We start from the raw sequence: 21,141 nt of genomic DNA on the forward strand, positions 1-21,141 counted from the left end.
TTTCCAATTCTTCGTCTGTCTAGACCAGTTTTTCCACGATGTCGTCAATAAGACGGTTCATCAGGAGCGGCCCGCCGGTTGAAGTCCACACGGAGCCATCCACCGGAATGATGTGGTTTTGTTGGAACGCTTCCAGGTCGGTGAACCCGGGGAGCTCCTGAGCTTTTTCGACGGCCTTGATGGCGTCGGCGACATCGGCACTGCCGCCCGCAGTGGGATTGTTAACGGCGGAGCCGCCCAGGGTGCCGAAGAAAATGTAGTCAGCGTCAATATCCTGAAGGTTCTCCAGCGACACGGGATCGGAGTGGCCGCGACCCTCGCGGTCCTGCGCAGGAGGACGGTTCAAACCGACGTCCTTGAGTGCGCGCCCAGCGGGAAGTTCGTTAAGGATAAGCGAGGCACTGTTGCCCTGCCAACGGACCACGCTGAAGGTCGAGTCACCGTAATCCCCCAGCTTCTTGGCGACGTCCTTGGCTTTCTTGTCATAATCGGCGATGATCTCCTCGCCTTTGTCCGCCATGTTCATGGCCTCGGCGGTCAAGCGCAGATTAGTACGCCAATCCCCGCCGGCCCAGCCGGTGTAGACCACCGGCGCGATATGCCGAAGCGCCTCCACGACGGGAGGGTTGTTGTTTACGCTCGTGCCGTCCACGAAAATCAGGTCTGGCTTGGCAGCGCCAATGGCTTCAAAGTTGGGCTGAGCCACATTGCCCAAAATTGGGATATCCCCCGCCTGGTCAAGCAGATAATTGGGTAAGGTAGTCTGCCCGCGGCCGGCCGTGGCACCAACCGGTGTAACCCCTAGGGCCAGGAGGTTGTCAAGCGTGGGTTCAGACAGCGCCACCACCCGCTGCGGATGCTCGGGAACTTCGACGTCGAGGTCCTCAATGTCTTTGACCACACGCGTTGTACCGGATTGAGTATCCGCAGGCGGCTCAGAAGAACACGCAGCGAGCCCCACTACGGCAAGGCCGGTGAGCGCAGCGGAGAAAAATCCTCGGCGGCTAATTTTCGAGCTGAACATAATGCAGTGAAACCTCAATTTTGTTTTCGTTTTCGCGCTAACGCTTCCGGCGCTGGTGGTTTTTGTTCTTTCAGCAACAAAGCCAGGAAGATCTGGATGCATTGCTCAAAGCACATTAAGCATTTCCGACGAAGGGGGGAGGGACCGTAAGCCCCTTCCCCGCTAGTCAGGGTTTATCTACTTAGAACGGAAGGCGGATACCGAACTGCTGTAGGTTAATTCCTAGCTGCTTTGCCAGAACAGGAAGAGCGGCAGCGATAAGCCCCAGGAAAGCAGCTACTCCGCCGATAGAAGCCAGCGCAATGCCCCAGTCAGGAATTTTCTTCTGCTCTCCGGAAGAAGAACTATCCTCAGAGGAATCATCGCCCGGCTTCCCAGGATTTCCCGGCTTACCTGGGTTCTCCGGCTGGTCTGGGTTCTCCGGCTGGTCTGGTGCCGGAATTTCCTTCAGCTTAAACTCAAAGAGGTGGTCATTTTCCTCATTGACCTGGGTTGCTTTGTCCACTGCGTAGATGGTTCCATCTGCGCCGACGGTAATGTGGTTAACATGAGGTGCGGCGGGCAGCTTAGCCACGATCTCATCAGAGTTTGTGTCAATAGCAACAACGGAACCGTCGCCACGATGTCCGACGTAGACTCGCTTGTCAACGGGGTTGTAGCGGGCGCTCAGGGCTCCCGCGCCGGTGGGGATTATCTTAATAAGCTCACCGGTTTCCGCGTTAACGACCAAAGTGTTTCCGGAGTCATTGGCGGCCACGTAGAGCTTATTGTGTTCTGTATCTACCGTGATACCGGAAGCGGAACGAACCTTATCAGCAGGGAGGTTGAAGTACCTGGTCTCACCGCTTGCCAGATCGATCTGAGCAATACGAGGGTTCTGACGCGAAACCGTATAGAGCTTGTTGTTTACACGGTCCAGATCCAAAGCCATGGTCACTGGGAAATCAACCAAGTTAATGTCCGAGTTGTTGTGGGCGTCTAGATCTACCACCTTGACCAAACCCTTTGTGCGGGAAACAGAAGAGATGTAGGCCTTACCATCTTCGGCGATGACAACATCGCGCGGATGGGCTACAAAGCCCTTTGGCCATTGCTTTTGCAGCTGCAAGTCGGACTGCTGATAGGTGGCAATTGTGTTCTGAAGGGTGTTGGTGACCCAGATTAGTCCGCGCTTGTTATCCACAGCAATACCGAAAGCTGCGTTAGGGTACTGCTCCTCATCACTGAACTTCTCGGTGATGGAGATTTCCTTCTCAACCTTTAGGGTCTTGGCATTGATCTTGAAAAGCTTCGCACCCTTGTCAAAGCCTGAATGAGTCACGTAAAGGTGACCGGTTTCGTTGTTGATAGCGCTCTGGTAGAGACCTGAACCCAAATCCAGTTTGCGCACCTCATAGTCATTCTCATTAACCGGGGAGTCAGAAACGTTTACGGTGTCTTCAAGCGCTACGGTCATCTCCGCTCCGCCCTGGGTATAGGTGACAACTACGGGCTCGCCGTAAGGGGCGTCGTTGGCCACGGTGACATCATCCAAAACTGCAGCGCCCTCGACCCCCGATTGGCTGCCGGTCCACCATTGCGCCCCGGCGGTTCCTACGGCGGTGACGGTGGCATCGGCAGGCAAGTTAGCTACATGTACGGTAGTTTTATTGCCTTGGATAGCTGGGCCGCTTAATGCCGCGTAAACGGCGGTTACCAGGGTAATTTCCTTGGTACTAGTACCGTCACTGACGGTCAGTGTATGACTTCCCGCCAGAGCCTTGCCCTTCGGAACGGTAACGTCACCAGTGAACACACCGTTTTCGTCAGTCATCAGTGGCTTGCGAGACTCTAGCGCCTCACCGTTCAGGGACACAGTCACTGGCTGAGAAGCAGCTAGGCCATCCACTTCCAGGCCCACTGCAATCACGCCAGCCTTGCCATGGTGGCCATCAATAGCGGAGCCACGAACAGAGCGAACAGGCCCCTTAATCTCCAAGGTCCCACAGTGCCCGTCGTTTACTCCAGTGTTGTCGATGTAGAGGTCGACAGTCTTGGAACCAGAAGGCTTGAGCATGTCATTGCCCCCAAGGATGGAGAAACGGTGCTTGCCATCCTTCATTCCCTGTGGCAGGACTAGCTGCACTTCAAAGCTACCATCGGCGAACTTCTCTGCCGGCAAACGCAGCGCAATTGAACTTTCTTTCCCGTCATCAGTATCCAGATTTGAGCCGGCCGCCTGCGCGGACTTGCTCCACAACTCGTTAGCACTCTTGTCAATCTTGAAGGATAGGTAACCCGATGCGGAATCAGTTTTGCGAGGGGTAAAGCCGGTACCCCGAACCGTGATGACTTCGCCGGCACGGAAATTACGAGTTTCCGCACCCTCGATTTCGATGGTACCTGTGAGATCACCGAAAGAGTCCGGGACTTCGTACTGATCCGCGCAAGTTGCCGCGAACGCCGGGGTGGCCGTCACAACCCCCAATCCGGAAGTTACAAGTGCAACACTGAGAAGTCCGCCAATAGCACGTTGCGTGGCACTAGGCTTTGTAAATTTCATCATGGATGAATCTTTCTTTTTAGAGAGGCTCTGGCAAACAGCTCCCGCATTTTGGACGAGTAGCTCACCAGCCAGCCGTAAGGACAGTCAAATGAGAGAGGAAGAGCCACCAACCGCTGCGCCCCCGACCGAAGAGGCACTACAACTTAGGATTGAATTTGACACCAACTCTTGATTCACCACTCTAGTCAGCCTAACCTAAATGTGCAAAGGCTAGGCTAATTTGTGGTACACCTATGAGCAATGCCCACGGGTATAACTAGCGCGAATTCCCTAACGCTACAAACATCAATAAGGTTGCCCTCTTAGCTTTCTAAAGCGGCCGAACCTCGCGGGCACTAGCCCCACTGTCCCGGCTACGAAGCTCGCGGGACAATCTAAGACAGTAACCAAGCAGCGGATTTTTAGGCATAAAAACGACCTACGGCCACAACCGGTTCTTCGGATCGAAGAATCAGTTGCGGCCAGTCACAAAGGCAACAGAATAGGAGCTAAGAATAACCCCTACCTATTAACCAGGAAGACCTGGGGTTTAGAAAGGTAGACGGATACCAAACTGCTCCAGGTTGATTCCCAAGTGCTTTGCAATCATCGGCAATGCGGCTGCCAGTAGGCCTAGGAATGCTAGGACTCCGCCCACAGAAAGAACCGGAACCAGCCACTCTGGGGTCTTTTCATCTTTACCATTGGAAGAACCGGACGTTTGGTTGCTGCTCTGATCATTGTCACCGGGGGCGCCGGGCTTCCCAGGGATCTCTTCTTTCAGCTTGAAGGCAAAGAGGTGGTCATGATCACGGTCAGCGCTAGCCGGGTTCTGGGAGGACTTGTCCACAGCGTAGACTGTACCGTCAGCTCCCACGTTGACATGGTTGAACCAGACGCCGGAATCGAATCGAGCCACGATTTCATCAGTATTCGAGTCAATAGCTACGACCGTGCTTGCGTCACGGTGGCCAACGTAGACACGCTCATCGACTGGATTGTAACGAGCCGAGATTGCACCCGCACCAGTGCGGATTTCTTTTTGGAAGGAGCCATCCGCAGCATTGAATACCAAGGTGTTGCCACTACCAGTAGCCGCAATGTAAAGCTTGTTGTGCTTAGTATCCAGAGCTACACCTGCGCCACCGTCTACCTTGTCGGCAGGCATATCAAAGATGTCAACTTCCTCGGTAGTGGTGTTGATGCGGGCTATCTTAGGACTATTCCGAGATACGGTATACAGGTAGTTGCTATCTACATCGAGCTCCAGGGACATCGGAACCGGGAACTGACCCAAATCGATTTCCTTATTGCTCTTCCCGTCATAATCAACCACTACAACGTTGCCGTTGCCACGGTCGAACTTGGTGGGATCATCGGTTTTGTTAAATACTGAGGAGATCCAAGCCTTGCCAGTTTTTTCATCGATGACGATATCACGTGGGTGACCAACGAAGTTCTTTGGCCACTGTTTCACCAGAGAAAGATCCTTCTGGTTGTAAGCAGCGATGGTGTTTTGGCGGGAGTTGGTAACCCAAATCCAATCACGCTTCTTATCTAGGCCAATTCCGTAGGCAGCTAGGATTTCATTGTCCAGCTTAGGGTTGCCCTCAAGGTTAACCTCCTGCTTGACTTCTAAGGTGGTGGCATCCAGCTTGTACAGGGTGGAGTACTTGGTCCGGTTGGAACGGGTAACGAAGATTTCGTTAGTGTCGTTATTGATGGCGGTCTGGTACAGACCATCGCCCAAGTTAACCGACTTTACGTCGTAGTGATCAACGTTTTCTGGTGCCACAGTAGCGCTTACTTTGGTACCGGTCTCAACGGTCTTGGTTTCCCCACCAATAGTGTAGGTAATTACGATTGGCTGACCAAAAGGTGCGTCAGCTGGAATCTCAACGTCGCTAAGAGTGACACTGCCATCTGCCATGGCAGCCTGGGTACCAGTCCACCAGGAGTTGCCCGCAACACCCACAGCGGTGACGTTCGAACCGGCAGGAAGGTTTGTGACGTTTGCGGTGGCGGTTGCACCCTGTGCCCCAGCGTGACTGATGGCTGCGTAAACACCGGTGGAGAAAGCGGCATCAGCTGAAGTCGTACCATCACTAACGGTAAGCGTGTGCTCACCGGCCAGGGCTGCACCCTTAGGAATGGTAACCTTCCCTTTATAGGTCCCCTCTGGTCCGGAGGTTGGTGCTTCACTAAACTTGATTGGAACGCCGTCGATACTGATGGTCAATGCAGCGCCAGCTGCCAAACCGGAAGCGGAGGCCTCGACTACAACGTCACCTGCAAGATTTCCCTTGCGATGGTCAATCGCGTGCCCTGTAACCTTACTCACGGAAGCTTCCGCTACCGTGGCCGCAGGGGCTGCAATGGTCCCACAATGTCCGTCGTTAGTCTGAGCCGAGTCCACCAGGAACTCAATGTGCTGGCCACCCCGTGGGTCCTGACCGTCATTGCCGACAAGAATATTGAGAACATGCTTGCCGTCTTGGAGTCCCTCAGGTAGAACCAGATCGATGTTCAAGTTACCGTCAGCAAAATTCTCAGCCGGAAGGATTAGTGCCGTTCCCCCAGCTCCGGCAGAAAGATTGTCATTTTGATCATCTGGCCAGGTAACGCCACCAAAATCCAGCTTGAAGGCAATGGAGCCACCCTCGCGCGGAGGAACATTAACCCCGGTGACGGAGATGGTATCACCAGAGGCAAAGTTCTTCGAATCTGCGTCCTTGATTGAATAGGTGCCTTCCAAGCCCTTTGCAGGCTTGGCTTCGAAATTGGCACATTCAGTGGTCTCAGCAAGAGCAGGAACAGCGGAAACAACGCCTAGGCCGGAGGCCACCAGCGCAGCACTGAGAAGGCCGCCGATAGCACGGGACGAGGCGTGTGGTTTGAGAGTTTTCTTCATGTAGGTACTTTCTTTTGGTTTATGTCCTAGTCCCCGTTTGCGAATAGAGCGGGCCGGAAAGCTTTTGATGAGCTTTCCCTAGGAACTACAGGAAACTTAAGAGAGTGACGGGGACAACCAGAAGTTCTTTATCAATCCGGCCGAAGCCATCCTATGAGAGACTCCATCGATCTTTTCCAAAAGGTTTGAAATTTAAATCATCCTTTTGATTGAAGAAACTCATACTCTAGTTTATGAACCATACACAGTTTTACCTAGTAAAGCAAAGCTAAGCCTAGCCTAAAAGTCGATTCTCTCCGATCTCCCGCAGAATACCCATAGCCACTGGAGATGCTTGCCCCACATCTTGTCCTCCCTTGTTGGCCCGTAGAACTCCATAAGCCGGGCCTTACGCTCAAGGTTGGTCGCGCGAGTTAAAGCTCCTGCGCCAAAAGCCAACTGCCCCGATAGCCCACGGAGTCCTAGAAGTTGAGCACGGGGTTGGCAAGGGTGCCAACGCCCTCAATTTCAATGACTACTTCGTCGCCGTGTTCAACGGGGATGGGTCCTGGTGGGCACCCCATGCTGATGACGTCGCCGGGTTCCAGCGTCATGTACTGCGAGCAGTACGCGATGGATTGCGCAACGGACCAGATCTGGCGGGCGGTCGTGGAGTCCACCAGGTTCAGGCGCTTCCCCTGGCGGATGAGGTGGGCCTTGATTGCCGTGTCATCCGGGTTGGCAAGCTCGGTTTCCAGGTACGGGCCCACCGGGCAGAAGGTGTCCAAGCCTTTGCCGCGTGACCACTGCCCGTCTTTGTTCATCAGCGCGGGCGCGGACATGTCGTTGCAGACGGTGTAGCCCAGCACGTAGTCAAGGGCGTTATCCGCACTTACCGCCTTGCATGTGCTGCCGATGACCGCCGCTAGCTCGCATTCAAAAATTGCGCCGCTGGCTACTTCCGGGACCTCAATCGGTTGGCCGGGGCCCACTATCGCCGAGGGCGGCTTCAGGAAGTAAAAAGGCTCCCGGTCTGTTTCCGGATCAAAAGGCCGGTCCTCGGCTAGGAACGCACACCCCATGGCCACCACCTTGGAAGGGGTCACTGGGCTCAGCAGCTTCGCGTCGGTGATTACTTCACCGGTTTCAGCAGCGGTGGCAGCCTCCACCAGGTCCGTGGCGTCAAGGACGTGGAAGCCATCTGCCACACGGGCAAAAAGGGTACGGTCACCTGTGGAAATACGAGCAATTTTCAAGACTATTCCTTCGTTAGTTGGGGAAGCTATGCGGGGCAAAAGTGAAGGTGACCCCACCGCGTCTGTTGAGGACGCCGCGGGGCGCGGGTTCTAAGCCAGGCGGCGAGCACCCTCACCGGGCAGCGCCACCAGGAAGGTGGGCTCCGGGAAGCCCCTGTCCTTGGCGGCGGACTCGATGGCGGCCACGGTGTCATCGACCTTGTCTTGGTCCAGCAGCACGATGACCGCGCCACCAAAGCCGCCGCCGGTCATGCGGGCACCCAGCTGGCCGGCCGCGTCAAACACGCTGTCCAGCTCCGGGGTGGTGACCTCGTACTGATCGCGCAGGCTCAAGTGGGAGTCCCGCATGAGTTCGGCAAAGCGGTCCAGGTTGCCTTCTTTCAAGGCCTGGGCGGCCTCCAGGGTGCGCGCGGTCTCTTCTACCACGTGAGCCACGCGGCGGCGCACGACGTCCTCATCGCGGCCGGTGTCCTTGGCCCAGGCGCACGCCCGGTCAACCGCGTCCGGGATATCGCGCAACGTGGCACCGGGGCCTGCGCCCAGGGCTTCTTGTACGTCGTCGATAACGCCTCGGCGGGAGGCATACTGGCCGTCACTCAAGGAGTGCGGGGCGTTGGTGTCCGCGATGAGCAGCACCTTGCCCCGCGCGGCCAGGTCAAAAGGCACCAGGTCCAACGCGCCGGAGGAAAAGTCCAACTCCAGGGCGTGGCCGCGCTTGCCAAAGAGGCTGGCGTTTTGATCCAGACCACCAGTGGACGCGCCCACTACCTCGTTTTCGGCGCGCATACAGGCCTTGACCAGGCGCGCACGCGCGGCGTCATCCGGGGCGTGGCCGGTGGCAAGTTCATAGGCCGCCACGGCGGTAGAACACTCCAAGGCCGCGGAGCTAGATAGGCCAGAGCCCACCGGGACATCGGAGGTCACCGCAATGCTCAGCCCCGCGCAGGACGGGATGCCCCCGTCTTTTAAGCCCGCCCACACGGTACCGGCCACGTAGCCGGCCCAGTTGTCTGGGCTGCCGGGGCCAACCGCAGCAAGGTCAACGCTGACTGGTTCATCGGCTGCGTCGGAGACCATCACCAGCTTGCCGTCTTTGCGGGTTGCCACGGCCACGGCCGTGTTTTGTTCCAGCGCGAACGGGATAGATACTCCGCCCGCGTAGTCCACGTGTTCACCGATCAGGTTCACCCGCCCGGGTGCTGCCCACACGCCGACGGGCTGTGCGTCAAAGTGCTTGTCAAAAAGCGCCTTGGCGTCTGCCACCAGCTGGTCATTGCTGCGAGTTTTTATCCACATGTCCAAATCTCCCTAAACCGGGCGGCTATCCGCTCCGGGGTTGTGTCAGAAATCCATACTGCCTGGGCGGATTCGGATCCGGCCAGGTACTTCATCCGCCCCGGTGAGCGCATCAGACTAAATAGTTGCAGGTGCATACGCACCGGGCTGCCCGCAGTCCCGGCGCGGTCCGCCGCTTTGGCGGGTGCCTGCGTCCAGCCCGCGATGTACGGGGGTTTGTCCACTCCCTCAAAGAAGCGGTCCATGGCCCCGTACAGATCCTTGAGTAGGACTGCGAGGTCTGCTTTGGCGGCATCGGAAAGCTCTGTAAAGTCCGCCACCTGCCGGTTGGGCATGACCATGGCCTCCACCGGCCACTTGGCCGCGGCCGGCACGAACACCGTGAAGTGCTCCGTTCGCGTAATCACGCGGGTGCCGGCGGCCACCTCCTTATCCAAAATCTCCTGGAAGAGGTCACGCCCCTGCGCCGCGGCCTCCTGGCAGCTGTCCACAATGGCGGCCAAGCGCGGGGAGAAAAACGGATAAGAATAAATCTGGCCATGCGGGTGCTGAAGGGTGACCCCAATCTCCGCACCCCGGTTTTCAAAGGGGAATACCTGCTTGACGCCGTCCAACGCGCTGAGCTCCGCCGTGCGGTGCGCCCACGCCTCAATGACGGTGCGAATGCGCTCCACCGGCAGGTCACGGAAGGAAAGCTCCGGGTCCTGCGTGAAACACACGACCTCGCAGCGCGCCAGCGCGGGCTCCCGCGCAACCAGCCCCATCCCATCCACGTCGTGCTGGAAGTCAGCCGGGACCTCGATGTCCATGGAAAAAGACGGGAAGCGGTTTTCAAAGACCACCACGTCATAGGACGGGCTGGGGATTTCCGTGGGCAACTGACCGGGGCGCGTGGGCGCTAGCGGGTTCTCATTAGCCGGCGGCATGAACGTGCGGTTCATCCGGTGGGCGGCAAACGCCACCCAATCCCCGGTTAAGGGATCCCGGCGGATCTCCGAGGCCGGGTTGACCTGGGGCAAATCGCGGGAGTCCTCCAACACGCGGTCCGGGTGCTGTGAACCGGCGTCATCAAAGTAGATGATGTCGCGCCCATCCGCCAGCTTGGCCTTGGTGATGCTGAGCATTGTCCTAGTGCGCCTCTAGTTTGGATTCATCGATCTTGGACTCATCCACCACGACAGGGCGCAGCTTGGCCCAGGCAAAGAAGGCGGCGGCGACCAGGATCATTACCAGTCCGGCCCAGAAGTTCTCCATGGCGTTCTTCGGCGCTCCGGTGGCGGGGTTGACGCCCGGGTCCAGGGCAAAGGCCGCCAGGACCAGGATGACGCCATAGATGACAACGAGAGCTCCAATGACGTTGCGGATATCAAAGGCACCCGCGGTGTGCTTTTTAGGTTGAGTAGTACGCATGATTTTCCTTTAGCAAAGTTGCAGGGGTTAGGCGAAGATGACGTTGAGGATGATGACCATGACCATGCACAAGATACCCAGTGGCACGGTGCGCTGGTACCACGCGGCGCCGTCCTCGGAGCCGTCGTTGAAGTGGTTCTTTGGCGTCACGGAGTGGACAAAGCCCACCAGCTCGGAGTCCTTCTTGGCCTCGGTGAACATAGACACAACAATGGAGACCACGATATCCACGGTGAAGGCAATACCGGCGGCAATGAACGCGGTGCCCTGGCCCGGCAGGTTGAACAGTGTGGCCTCAGCGCCGGTGAAGGACGCGACCCACCAGTACAGGATTGCGGACAGCGTACCGGCCACCAGGCCAGTCCAACCGGCGGTGGGGGTCATGCGCTTCCAGAACATACCCAGAATGAACGTGGCAAACAGTGGGGCGTTGAAGAAGCCGAACAGTGTTTGCAGGTAGTCCATGATGTTGCCAAAGTTCTGCGCCAAAAGGGCGGTGAAGATAGCCACCAGGGTGGCAACCACGGTGGCCAGGCGGCCAAACTTCAGGTAGTAGTCATCCGGGCGGTCTTTGACCACGTAGGTCTCCCAGATGTCGTAGCTGATAACCGTGTTAAACGCGGAGATGTTAGCGGCCATACCGGCCATGAAGGAAGCCAGCAGACCGGCAATGGCAACACCCAGCAAGCCGTTGGGAAGCAGGTCACGCATGAGGTAGAGCACGGCCTCGTTGGGCTCACCGACGGGGGTGTCGCCCATCAACTCTGCGACGGTAACGGAGGCAACCATGCCCGGAACAACCACCAGGAAAGGAACGAACATCTTGGGGAACGCACCAATGATGGGGGTCTTGCGGGCCGCGGAGATGGACTCGGAAGCCATGGCGCGCTGCACCTCAACGAAGTTGGTGGTCCAGTAACCGAAGGACAACACGAAGCCCAGGCCGAAGGTAATACCAATGGCGGAAACAATGGGGTGTTCAAAACCGGAGATTTCCACGCCCGGCCAGGTGTGGAAGTGGGACTCATTAGCCACCTTTTCCTTCAGACCGGACCAGCCGCCCACATTCATCATGCCCAGCACGGTGATAGGGATAAGCATGGCCATAATCACGAAGAACTGCAGCACCTCGTTGTAAATGGCTGCGGACAACCCGCCCAGCGTGATGTAGGACAGCACAATGACGGCGGCAATAACCAGCGCCACCCACAGCGGCCAACCCAGCAGGGCGTTGACGACCTTGGCCAGCAGGAACAGGTTCACACCGGCAATGAGCAGCTGCGCCACCGCAAAGGAGATGGCGTTGACCAGGTGCGCGGTTTTGCCAAAGCGCTTTAGCATGAACTCCGGAACGGAGCGGACCTTGGAGCCGTAGTAGAAGGGCATCATCACAATACCCAGGAACACCATGGCGGGAACGGCACCAATCCAGAAGTAGTGCATGGTCTGGAAGCCGTACTGCACGCCGTTGGCGGACTGGCCGATGATCTCTACCGCGCCCAGGTTGGCAGAAACAAAAGCCAAGCCGGTGACCCACGCGGGGAGCCCGCGCCCGGAGAGGAAGAAGTCAATGGAGGATGAGACGCGCGATTTCGCGGCCCAGCCGATCCCCAAGACGAAGATGAAATAGATGGCGACTAGCAGGTAGTCAACCCACGTGGCGTCAAGCCGCAATGCTGTTGCAGCATTCATAGCGTGGCCTTTCTTAGAGGTTAGAGATAGTTACGTGACAGTTAAAAGGGGTTTCGGGCGTCAAAGTGAAAACGTCCGTGCCCGTGGCAAGCGCGTTGGGAGGCGCGCTCATGGGTTCAATGGCAATGGAGCGTCCCCGCCCCGGGTAGTTATCCGGGGTGTACATCTGCACCCAGGGGAGGTTGTCGCTCAAGGTGAGCGCCACGCCGTGGCCTTCCCGGTTGCGCAGCCGCACGGTGGTTCCGGGGGCAACGCGGAAGGCGTGATCCAAAAACGCGCCGTCAATCTCCCCTTGCGGGAGGACGGCGCTGGCCGGTTGCGTATCACCCGTGGGCAACATGCGATCCGGATCTAGGACCAGGTTGTATTTGGCGTCGATCTCCAGTGTGCACTCATCCACGGGCGCGCCATGCGCACTGAAGTAGGGGTGCCAGCCCCAGGCAAAAGGCACCGATACCGCCGTGGTGGTTGCCTCCACGTCCACCCGCAGTCCGTCCGCGCCGAGTGTGTACGTTACTTCGATGCGGGCCGGCCATTCAGGGATATCGGTGCCTAGGGTGACGGTTGCCGCCTCCTTGTTAGCCGCGACAACGTCCCACTGCTTCAGGTGTACCAAGCCGTGCAGGGCGTTGTTGCGCTCCGGCTCATTGATGTCCATGGTGCGGGTGCGCCCCTGCCAATCAAAGGTCCCGGCGTCCAGGCGGTTGGGCCAGGGCGCTAGGTGCAGGGCTGCCCCCAAGCGGGCATCGACATCCTTAGCATTGGACTCCAGCAAAGGCTTTCCCTGACAGGTCAGCGACTCCACGGAGCCACCGCGTCTGGAAATAACAGCGGTTAGGCCGCCTGGGGCTGAGATGGTTAGGCCTTCAGGGTCAATCATGGTGTGCCATCCTTGCTAGCTGCGCACTTGGAGAGTCGATATAAAATGGCCGGAGCCTTTTGAGGTGTGCCAGGCGGAAAGTAGATCTTTTACGCCGTTCACACTTATAGGTTATAGCTTCCTGCGCCTTTTGTCACTACCCCCACCGAATGTGATGGCCACCATCCCACACCCGCCCTCCCCCAGGGAAACTATTAAAAACCCCGTTGGGTCCCACCACTTTCGCGGTGGGACCCAACGGGGTATCTAGGAGCTTGAACTTCCGGGTGTCCTACGCCTATGCCTTTACGGTAGCTTTCTGGCCAGCCGTGACGGGGGCAATCTCTAAACGGTTGAGCATGTAGAGAACGCGGGCCTCCAGATCATCGGCCAACTCCCGGGTTTCTTCCATGGAACCGGCGGCGGGAAGATCCCAGATCTTGATATCGCGCCCGGCCTCATCACGCTTGATATCCCGGCCCAGGTAGACAATGTAGTCAGGCATATCAACCAGACGGCGCTCCTCCAGGTAGCGCTCGCGCCCGGCGCCAACACCCCGTTCTTTGAGAACGGAAGACAGGTGCGAGGTGGCGGCGTTTTCGGGGTGAGCTACAGCGGCGTCAACCACCAGGGCGTCACCCGCGTGCTTTTTGGTCAGCGCCACGGCGGCAGCCGCCAGATCCGGGTTGGACCCGGAGGCAAAACGCACGTGAATGCGGTGGGCGCCAAAGTGCTCAGCCATCTCACGCTCAACGATTACCGGGATGAAGCGCTTGATACGTGCATGGTTCATGTGGTGTGCACAAAGTTCATCGAACTTGGCGTTAATAGCGCCAACGGAGTGCTTGTGTCCGTAGGAGCGAAGGACGTCTTCGCGGAGGGTTTCCAGGCGGTGCGAAATGTTAATCATTGCTACTCGCTTTCTGTAGGGTCCGGAAGTTAACACCTTTTGTTAACCTACCGTTCACCTTACTCGATTGGTGGGAAAAGTCAAACGTTAGGTTTAAACCAAGCAATTAAGATTGCAATTCCCCAGCGCACAGCGCCGTAAACCCTCAAGCTGCCGCGAGTCCGGCGCCTTCCCGTCACCTGGCCGGCCCATGTGGTGAATGGAAGGTTAACTTCCCGCCTTCACCGCGCGGGCCACCAACTCCTCCACCGGGCCGCGCCGGAAACGCCACCTCCACGCGCTGGCAAACACCACTGAGACACCAACCGTCTCCCAGAAATACCAATCATCCGCGCTCACCCCAACCTGTCCAACGCCCTCGGTTGATGGCGGCGGGGTAACGCCCCTATCCCACCAGGCCTCCTCCTTGCCATAAAGCCCGTCGTAGCCCTGGGAATTAGCAACCATCTCCTGGTACTGCGGCCACGGGATGTCCGACGCGGCGGAGAGCTCTGCGGAGGAATAGGAATCCGCCGGTGCCGGCTCCCCCACTTCACCAAACACCACCCAGCCGGTAAACAACACGTGGGCCACGTACACCGTAAGCGCCATGGATCCCACCGCGCGCACGGGGTACGTGACCTGCGCGGCGGGTTTTAGGCTGCACAGCAACAGGCAGAGGGATATCACTGCGACCGCGAAGGCTATGCTCAGCACCACGTCCGCCAGCCCGCCCGAATGCGGGGCTATATCCAGGTAATCCTCGATAAAATGCCCATTTGCCGCGCCGGCACCAATAACCTTCCCGGGGTCCGTCCCGTAGCCCTCCGGATAGCGGAACCGGTAGCTAAGCCCCACTGCCAGCGCGCCGACCACCAACGCCACCGCCTGCGCGGCACGCCTATCAAGCAACGCGCGGTGGATGAGCACGCCAGCCGCGCCATAAGCCAACCACGCCAAGAGCGGATAAACGCCGCTGACCGTTTCGTTGTAAATATCGGCCGCCAACACCGCCGCGGCCAACCCCGGCCCCACCACCACCAGCGCCGCAACCAGCACCGCAATCCGGGGAACCGGCCACGCGGCCACCGGGCCCATGAGGAAGAGAATCCAGGCGATGGAGTTGAGTACCACCACAATCCCGGTTTGCGTGGACATAAGGAAAAGACCAATGGCCATGATGATCACCCCGCGCAGGAGCAGCTGCGGCAGCCGGTGACCGCGGTGAACCATGATGGACACCGACGCTCCCGCCAGCACCGCGAACAGCGCTGAGGAATACCCGTGCGGCAAATTAGCACCGGGAAAACTGAACTGGGTGAGGTGGGCATAAATCATCCCGAAGATAGCCACGGCCCGAGCCAAGTCAAGACCGTGGATGCGCTGAGCTAAGTTCATTCTCATAAATATAGACCCCTCGCGCGCTTCTCCTCGCGCCACGGCGGGGCCACAGTGACGGACCGCAGCGGGACTTCGCCTCAGACCCGGCTACGCGCAGACGAAGTCGGCGACCTCTCAGTTGACTGTTGTCGCAACGTAGCGCGAACCCCACCCTTGACCAACCGCATGCTGTTGACCTTGCTCCGCCAAGTAATCCAGTCGAAGTCGGTGAGTGTCCCAGTTTCCTATCTTAGTGAGGTATATGACTAAGGGCGTTGTGCTCGCATAGCGGGGACGCGGGAATTGTCCTTGATCCATATCACAGCATGAGGGTCAATGAAATTCGCCACCATTTGGATGGCGCTATCAACAGAATCGAGATGTGCGACTTCACAGGCTATATCGCGTTGTTGGACGATTGATTCGTGATGAGAGCACCTGTTTCTCATTTCGTAAACAATGACTACAAGGGCTTCGAATTGCTGTCTGCTGTTAGGTTTTTGTTTTAAAGCCTTCTCTACCTGAGGCCAGATACTCGCTTGATAGTGACTGCTTAAGAGGAAACGCCAGAAATCAAAGCTGAGTTCAGCGAGATAGATCTTCGTGAGGCGAGTGTTCCAGAGGTAGAGCGCTTCTGGTGCTGGATGGTCGGCATACCGGCTCATTCGAGCAGATGAAAACCACTGAGATAGCGGCCCGGTGGTGTGGTCTTGGATTATCCAGCATGGATACGTTAGCCTTTATCTTGAAAGCCTCGGAGCGATCCCTGCACTACGAAAGTAGGAGTAAATCGCCGGGGTTATTGACGTTTTCGGGCCATAGGGTTTGGGTTGGTGGGTTTGTTGTTGCCTGGATAGGGGGGCACCACGGAAGGCCACCTCAGCCGGAAAATAACTACCAACTAGTCACAAACAAACCCTACGCTGTTCAGGCAGACGCCGCTTCGTAGCGCGAGCCCCGCCCCTGACCAACCGCACGCAGCTGGCCTCCTTCTACCAAATTGTCCAGATTCTTCCGCGCCGTACCCCTGGATACACCGGCCAGCACCATTAAGTCGCCGGTAGTAATTGCAGGGTGCGCCTCTAGCCAGGAGCTAACCACTTTCCGCAGCTCCTGTTCGTCCGTAGTCCGGTAAGCAACCAACGGAAACAGCACATCTTTTGGCTGATTTCTCTGCACAATTCCTATAGCTGCCTGACTGAGCAACCAAACCTCTTGGTACTTATAAACGAGGGGCTCCCCGCCAACAGCAGTCTGCTTCGCTATGTCCACAGCAGCGCGCGCGGACTCTTCCGAGGTTTGCAGGGCGTCAGCAATACCAGCAATGGTGACAAACGGCTTGTGCAGTAACTCATGGATGACAATCGACAAGCGGTAGTCCTGCCGACGTTCCTCAGGCCGGATGGCCTCGACTAACTTAGTGACCGCCACGTTTGGGCTACCACCCCGAAGAGTCGTCACAACGTAAGCACCCTCAGTTTCTGTAATCTCCGGCGGCCGGTGACCCAGGGTTATCATTGAGTGATACATGCGGTCCACACCAACCCCCTGCTTGTCGACCAGCCCGATTGCCCTAAAAAGGTCTGCCAAGGCTGGATAGCGTGCTTCACGCTGACTCAGAATATTCTGTGATGTAACTTCGCCAACAAACCCGCCTGGACTGCGAACCTCGAACGTGGAATCCATGCTGTACCACCGCAGCTCAGTGGGCGTTGAACGATTCCAATCTCGGTGAATAACGCCGTTCATTAAGGCCTCACGAACAGCTAGTCGAGGAACCTTGGATACCGAAACATGGCTTGGCCCCAGTTCCACGGTCATCTTCGTGTTCATTACGGACACAGCACGCTCAACCTCGTCGATTTGCTCGATTAAGGAGGTTCCCGACTTGGGCATCACGCGATTTTCAATCTGGCCAGCCGGGACAGTGAACTGCGTAAGTTCCAGACAAGTGCGGTCTACAGGAGTAAAAAGAAGCGCCGCAGCCTCGGAGAGTCTCTCATCGCTACCTATCGCACCTATTCGACTAAGCAGCTCTCTATCGCTCAAGGCTTCAGCAGCTTCCCCCATCCATCGACGACAAACTAGTAAAGCTACTGGGCTAACATCACTTAACGACCTGGAAGAAGCAGCGGCCATCGGGTCATGGTTTTCTGCCTTTCGACGGTGCTCCCACCACTCCGAACGATCAACCTGCTGACACGAATCACCTACACGCCACCTGAGTCTGTCCGAGGTGTCGTAAACCGGCTCCGGTGACTCAGCAACGAAAATAAGCAGAACCCTCAACCCACTGACATTTCTCGCGGTAATATCCGGAGCAACTTTTACTGCGCTATTAATTCTCTGACGAAGCCAATCAATATCCAGCTCGGTGCCCAAGATCCGTCCGGAATCCTCTACACCCACTATTAAAGCGCCGCCGCCTGGAGAGTTGGCCATGCAGGCTACCTCGTTAGCCAACTTCGTGGCCGCAACCGGATTCTTCGGGTCGCTTGCGCTTAGCTCCACACCACGACGTCGACCGGCTTCCTCTTTAAAATCGATCGCCTGGCTTTCATGGGCAGCTTCCAGGCGACCATCTAATTCACTTTCGAGGATAATATCGACTTGCCTCTGCAGTTCGTCTCGCCGCTGAATCCCGGTACGGAACATTCCACTCCACCTGCCATTTACTAGTTCAAGTCTCTCTAATTTAACACTTTTCCCACAAATAACCCGATCACTGACAGATTAGACACCCCCCTAATCTGACACTCTTTCCACAAAACGCCCAAACACTGTCAGATTAGCCACCCCGCTAATCTGACACTCTTTCGGCAAAACGCCCAAACACTGACAGATTAGACACCACCCTAATCTGACACTCTTTCCACAAAACCCCCAATCACTGACAGATTAGACACCCCCCTAATCTGACACTTCTGGCACAAAACGCCCAAACACTGACAGATTAGGCACCCCGCTAATCTGACACTCTTTCCACAAATCGCCCAAACACTGACAGATTAGGCACCCCCCTAATCTGACACTTCTGGCACAAAACGCCCAATCACTGACAGATTAGGCACCCCGCTAATCTGACACTCTTTCCACAAAACGCCCAATCACTGACAGATTAGGCACCCCCCTAATCTGACACTCTTTCCACAAAACACCCAAACACTGTCAGATTAGGCACCCCGCTAATCTGACAGTGCAGTGGTTATGGCTGTGGTTGTGGTTGTGACTGTTTAGTGGCCGCGTGGTTGTTCGAGGGGCTTGCCCTCTTCCCAGAACGGAACTAGTTTGTTGTCAAACATGGACAGGGCGGAACCGATTGCCATGTGCATGTCCAGGTACTGGTAGGTGCCCAGGCGGCCGCCAAAGAGAACCTGGTTGTCTTTGGCCTCATTCGCAGCCAGCTTGCGGTAGGCCTCCAGCTTCTCGCGGTCCTCCGGAGTGTTGATGGGGTAATAAGGCTCATCGTCGCTCTCCGCGAAGCGGGAGTATTCCTTCATAATCACCGTCTTGTCCTTCGGGTAGACGCCTTCGCGCTCCGGGTGGAAGTGACGGAACTCGTGGATACGGGTGTAGTCCACATCCGCGTCGTTGTAGTTCATCACAGGTGTTCCCTGGAAGTCTCCGGTGTTGAGAACCTCCATGTCAAAGTCCAAGGTGCGCCAGCCCAGCTCGCCCTCTGAATAATCGAAGTAGAGGTCCAGGGGGCCGGTGTAGACCACGGGGGCATCGGGAGATTGGGCGCGCAGCTCATCACGAACCTCAAACCAATCGGTGTTCAGCCGCACCTCAATGAGCTCGTGGGCGGCCATGTTCTCCAGCCAAGCGGCATAGCCGTCCTTGGGCAGGCCCTCATATTTATCGTTGAAGTAGCGGTTATTGAAGGTGTAGCGCACTGGCAGGCGGGTGATGTTGCCGGCGGGCAGATCCTTGGGGTCGGTCTGCCACTGCTTGGCGGTGTAATCGCGGATGAAGGCCTCATACAGCGGCCGGCCAATCAAAGAGATGGCCTTTTCTTCCATGTTCTGGGCCTCTTTGGAGTCATACTCGCTGGCCTGCTCCGCAATGAGCTCACGGGCTTCATCCGGGGAGTAGTAGCGGCCAAAGAATTGGTTAATCAGGCCCAACCCCATGGGGAACTGGTAGGCCGTGCCGTTGTGCATGGCAAAGACGCGGTGCTGGTAGTCGGTGAACTCGGTGAACTGGTTGCAGTATTCCCACACGCGGTCCACGGAGGTGTGGAATAGGTGTGCGCCGTACTTGTGCACCTCAATTCCGGTTTCCGGTTCTTTTTCGGAATAAGCATTTCCACCTAAGTGGCCACGCTTTTCCACGATGAGAACTTTCTTGCCCAGCTGGGAGGCCGCGCGTTCGGCGACGGTAAGGCCAAAGAAGCCGGAGCCAACAACAATGAGGTCATATGCAGTCATGGTTTCTAAGCCTAGGGCGGTTTACTGGCACGCGCCGAGTATCACCTCCGGCGTGTCGAATTTGCCGTAGCTGTGTAGCATGATCAGGATTATTCCCCCCTAACTTGATAAGAGATGAAAGTGCTTAGTAGATCCCTCAATTTTCTAGTAGCTATGACCGCCACCGCAGCGGTCCTCCTAGCTGTAATTTTCAGCCCCAACCAAATTGTTCCCACGATGGAAATTGGTTCCGGCCCCGTTAAAACCACCCTCGTGGAGGTCAGCTTTGCCTCCGGTACACCTGTGTCAGAGGCGCGTGCTGCGCGGAGCGCCCAGACTGAGACCATCAAGGCTTTTCATCGAGATGAGCCCTTTAATCTCCTGGCGCTGGCGTGGGAGGGTGACCGGGACACTACCGCTTTTGTGCGAGCCAAGCAGGAAGACGGCAGTTGGTCTGATTGGTATGACATGGAGCTCATCAGCTCCCCGGGTTCTAAGAAAAACGGAACGGAACCTGCCTTCTTGGGCGACACCACCGACGTAGAGGTCAAAGCCACCGGGGATGTTGACGGAATTTCAGCAGTGTTTATTGACGGCAACATCCAAGCTGGTATTGCACAGATGGCCAACCTGGACTCCGCTGGTATGCCATTGGTAGTCTCCCGCGCGGGTTGGGGCGCGGATGAGTCCCTGCGCTGCTTGGATCCCTACTACGACGCCCGCAACCAGGCCGTCACGTTGCACCACACGGCAGGCAAAACCAACTACACCCGCGCAGAGGCCGCCGCGCAAGTTCGTGGCGTCTACCACTACCATGCGCAAACTCTAGGCTGGTGCGATATTGGCTACAACGTGCTGGTGGACCGCTTTGGAACGCTATATGAGGGCCGGTATGGCGGCTTGGATCGCGCGGTCCAGGGCGCGCACGTGGGTGGCTTTAACACCAACAACTGGTCCGTGTCCATGCTGGGTGACTACTCCGCGAACGAGCCCAGCCAGGCCATGCTGAAGTCAGCGGCGGAGATAGCTGGCTGGAAGGCTGCGCGCTCCGGGTTTGACCCGGCGGGGCAGACTTCCTTGCGCTCGGGCGGATTCCGTGGCAGCCGTTTCCCCGCCGGTACAACCTACAACGGACCGTCCTTCCTGGGCCACCGCGACTTGCATTTCACGGAGTGCCCGGGGGAGAACACGGTGCCATATTGGCCGCAGCTGCGTGCCGACGCCCACCGGAAATATGTCGCGATAACCAACGGGACCCCAGACCCTGCCCCGGCACCAGACCCGGAACCGGGGCGGAAATCCAGTATTGGCACTGCGGATGGCAGCTCTGGTCCTGGTTCCAGCCGCACGGATACCACGTCTTCCTTTGCCGGAATCACGGTATCTCCACAGGTTGGTGAGACAATCATTGGTGTGGCCCTGGGCGCGGTCTTGTTGGCTTTGGCTTACCAGGCTATCCGCATGGGGCTGCCGGTTAACCGGTGGTTGGAGGCCATAGCTAGGGCTCTCTAG

At 57.3% G+C, this 21,141-nt stretch carries 15 protein-coding genes; 1 reads left to right on the forward strand and 14 read right to left on the reverse strand.

Features of this window, described 5'->3' with window-relative positions:
• Positions 1-19: 19 nt before the first annotated feature.
• From F4V58_RS11010 to glf, 14 genes are all read right to left on the reverse strand, one after another.
• Positions 20-1,024 carry an ABC transporter substrate-binding protein gene (locus tag F4V58_RS11010; RefSeq protein ID WP_075735977.1) on the reverse strand — a complete coding sequence of 335 codons (1,005 nt, stop codon included), beginning with the start codon at positions 1,022-1,024 and terminating at the stop codon, positions 20-22.
• A gap of 181 nt (positions 1,025-1,205) precedes the next feature.
• Positions 1,206-3,569, reverse strand: coding sequence for a YncE family protein (locus F4V58_RS11015; RefSeq protein ID WP_075735979.1), 2,364 nt, complete (start codon positions 3,567-3,569; stop codon positions 1,206-1,208).
• A gap of 529 nt (positions 3,570-4,098) precedes the next feature.
• A complete protein-coding gene (locus F4V58_RS11020) occupies positions 4,099-6,459 on the reverse strand; it encodes a YncE family protein (protein WP_075735981.1) in 2,361 nt (786 codons plus the stop codon).
• A gap of 461 nt (positions 6,460-6,920) precedes the next feature.
• Positions 6,921-7,694 (reverse strand): fumarylacetoacetate hydrolase family protein, encoded by a 774-nt coding sequence (locus tag F4V58_RS11025; RefSeq protein ID WP_075735983.1) that lies wholly within the window; start codon positions 7,692-7,694, stop codon positions 6,921-6,923.
• 90 nt (positions 7,695-7,784) lie between these two features.
• Complete coding sequence (gene galK, locus F4V58_RS11030) at positions 7,785-8,996, reverse strand: galactokinase (RefSeq protein WP_150385807.1); 1,212 nt, start codon at positions 8,994-8,996, stop codon at positions 7,785-7,787.
• Positions 8,981-10,114 (reverse strand): galactose-1-phosphate uridylyltransferase, encoded by a 1,134-nt coding sequence (gene galT / locus F4V58_RS11035; protein ID WP_075735987.1) that lies wholly within the window; start codon positions 10,112-10,114, stop codon positions 8,981-8,983. The genes galK and galT overlap by 16 nt, the downstream gene beginning before the upstream one ends.
• Positions 10,115-10,118: 4 nt before the next feature.
• Positions 10,119-10,400, reverse strand: a complete 282-nt coding sequence (locus F4V58_RS11040) for a hypothetical protein (protein WP_075735989.1) — start codon at positions 10,398-10,400, stop codon at positions 10,119-10,121.
• 27 nt (positions 10,401-10,427) lie between these two features.
• Positions 10,428-12,092: a sodium:solute symporter family protein gene (locus F4V58_RS11045; protein WP_075735991.1), complete on the reverse strand. Its 1,665-nt coding sequence runs from the start codon at positions 12,090-12,092 to the stop codon at positions 10,428-10,430.
• Positions 12,093-12,105: 13 nt separating this feature from the next.
• Positions 12,106-12,972 carry an aldose epimerase family protein gene (locus F4V58_RS11050; RefSeq protein ID WP_075735993.1) on the reverse strand — a complete coding sequence of 289 codons (867 nt, stop codon included), beginning with the start codon at positions 12,970-12,972 and terminating at the stop codon, positions 12,106-12,108.
• 277 nt (positions 12,973-13,249) lie between these two features.
• A complete protein-coding gene (locus F4V58_RS12745; RefSeq protein ID WP_211272756.1) occupies positions 13,250-13,861 on the reverse strand; it encodes a protein tyrosine phosphatase in 612 nt (203 codons plus the stop codon).
• 207 nt (positions 13,862-14,068) lie between these two features.
• Positions 14,069-15,238, reverse strand: coding sequence for a DUF418 domain-containing protein (locus tag F4V58_RS11060; RefSeq protein ID WP_075735995.1), 1,170 nt, complete (start codon positions 15,236-15,238; stop codon positions 14,069-14,071).
• A gap of 248 nt (positions 15,239-15,486) precedes the next feature.
• The gene (locus F4V58_RS11065; RefSeq protein ID WP_075735997.1) at positions 15,487-15,885 is read right to left on the reverse strand and encodes a hypothetical protein; all 399 of its coding nucleotides are present in this window, start codon (positions 15,883-15,885) and stop codon (positions 15,487-15,489) included.
• A gap of 262 nt (positions 15,886-16,147) precedes the next feature.
• Positions 16,148-17,875 carry a DUF5635 domain-containing protein gene (locus F4V58_RS11070; RefSeq protein WP_075735999.1) on the reverse strand — a complete coding sequence of 576 codons (1,728 nt, stop codon included), beginning with the start codon at positions 17,873-17,875 and terminating at the stop codon, positions 16,148-16,150.
• Between the two features lie 578 nt (positions 17,876-18,453).
• Complete coding sequence (gene glf, locus F4V58_RS11075; protein WP_075736001.1) at positions 18,454-19,650, reverse strand: UDP-galactopyranose mutase; 1,197 nt, start codon at positions 19,648-19,650, stop codon at positions 18,454-18,456.
• Positions 19,651-19,803: 153 nt separating this feature from the next.
• On the opposite strand from glf, the gene F4V58_RS11080 reads away from it, so the two are divergent.
• Positions 19,804-21,141, forward strand: a complete 1,338-nt coding sequence (locus tag F4V58_RS11080; protein WP_075736003.1) for an N-acetylmuramoyl-L-alanine amidase — start codon at positions 19,804-19,806, stop codon at positions 21,139-21,141.

Source organism: Corynebacterium phocae (genome assembly GCF_008693075.1).
GTDB lineage: Bacteria > Actinomycetota > Actinomycetes > Mycobacteriales > Mycobacteriaceae > Corynebacterium > Corynebacterium phocae.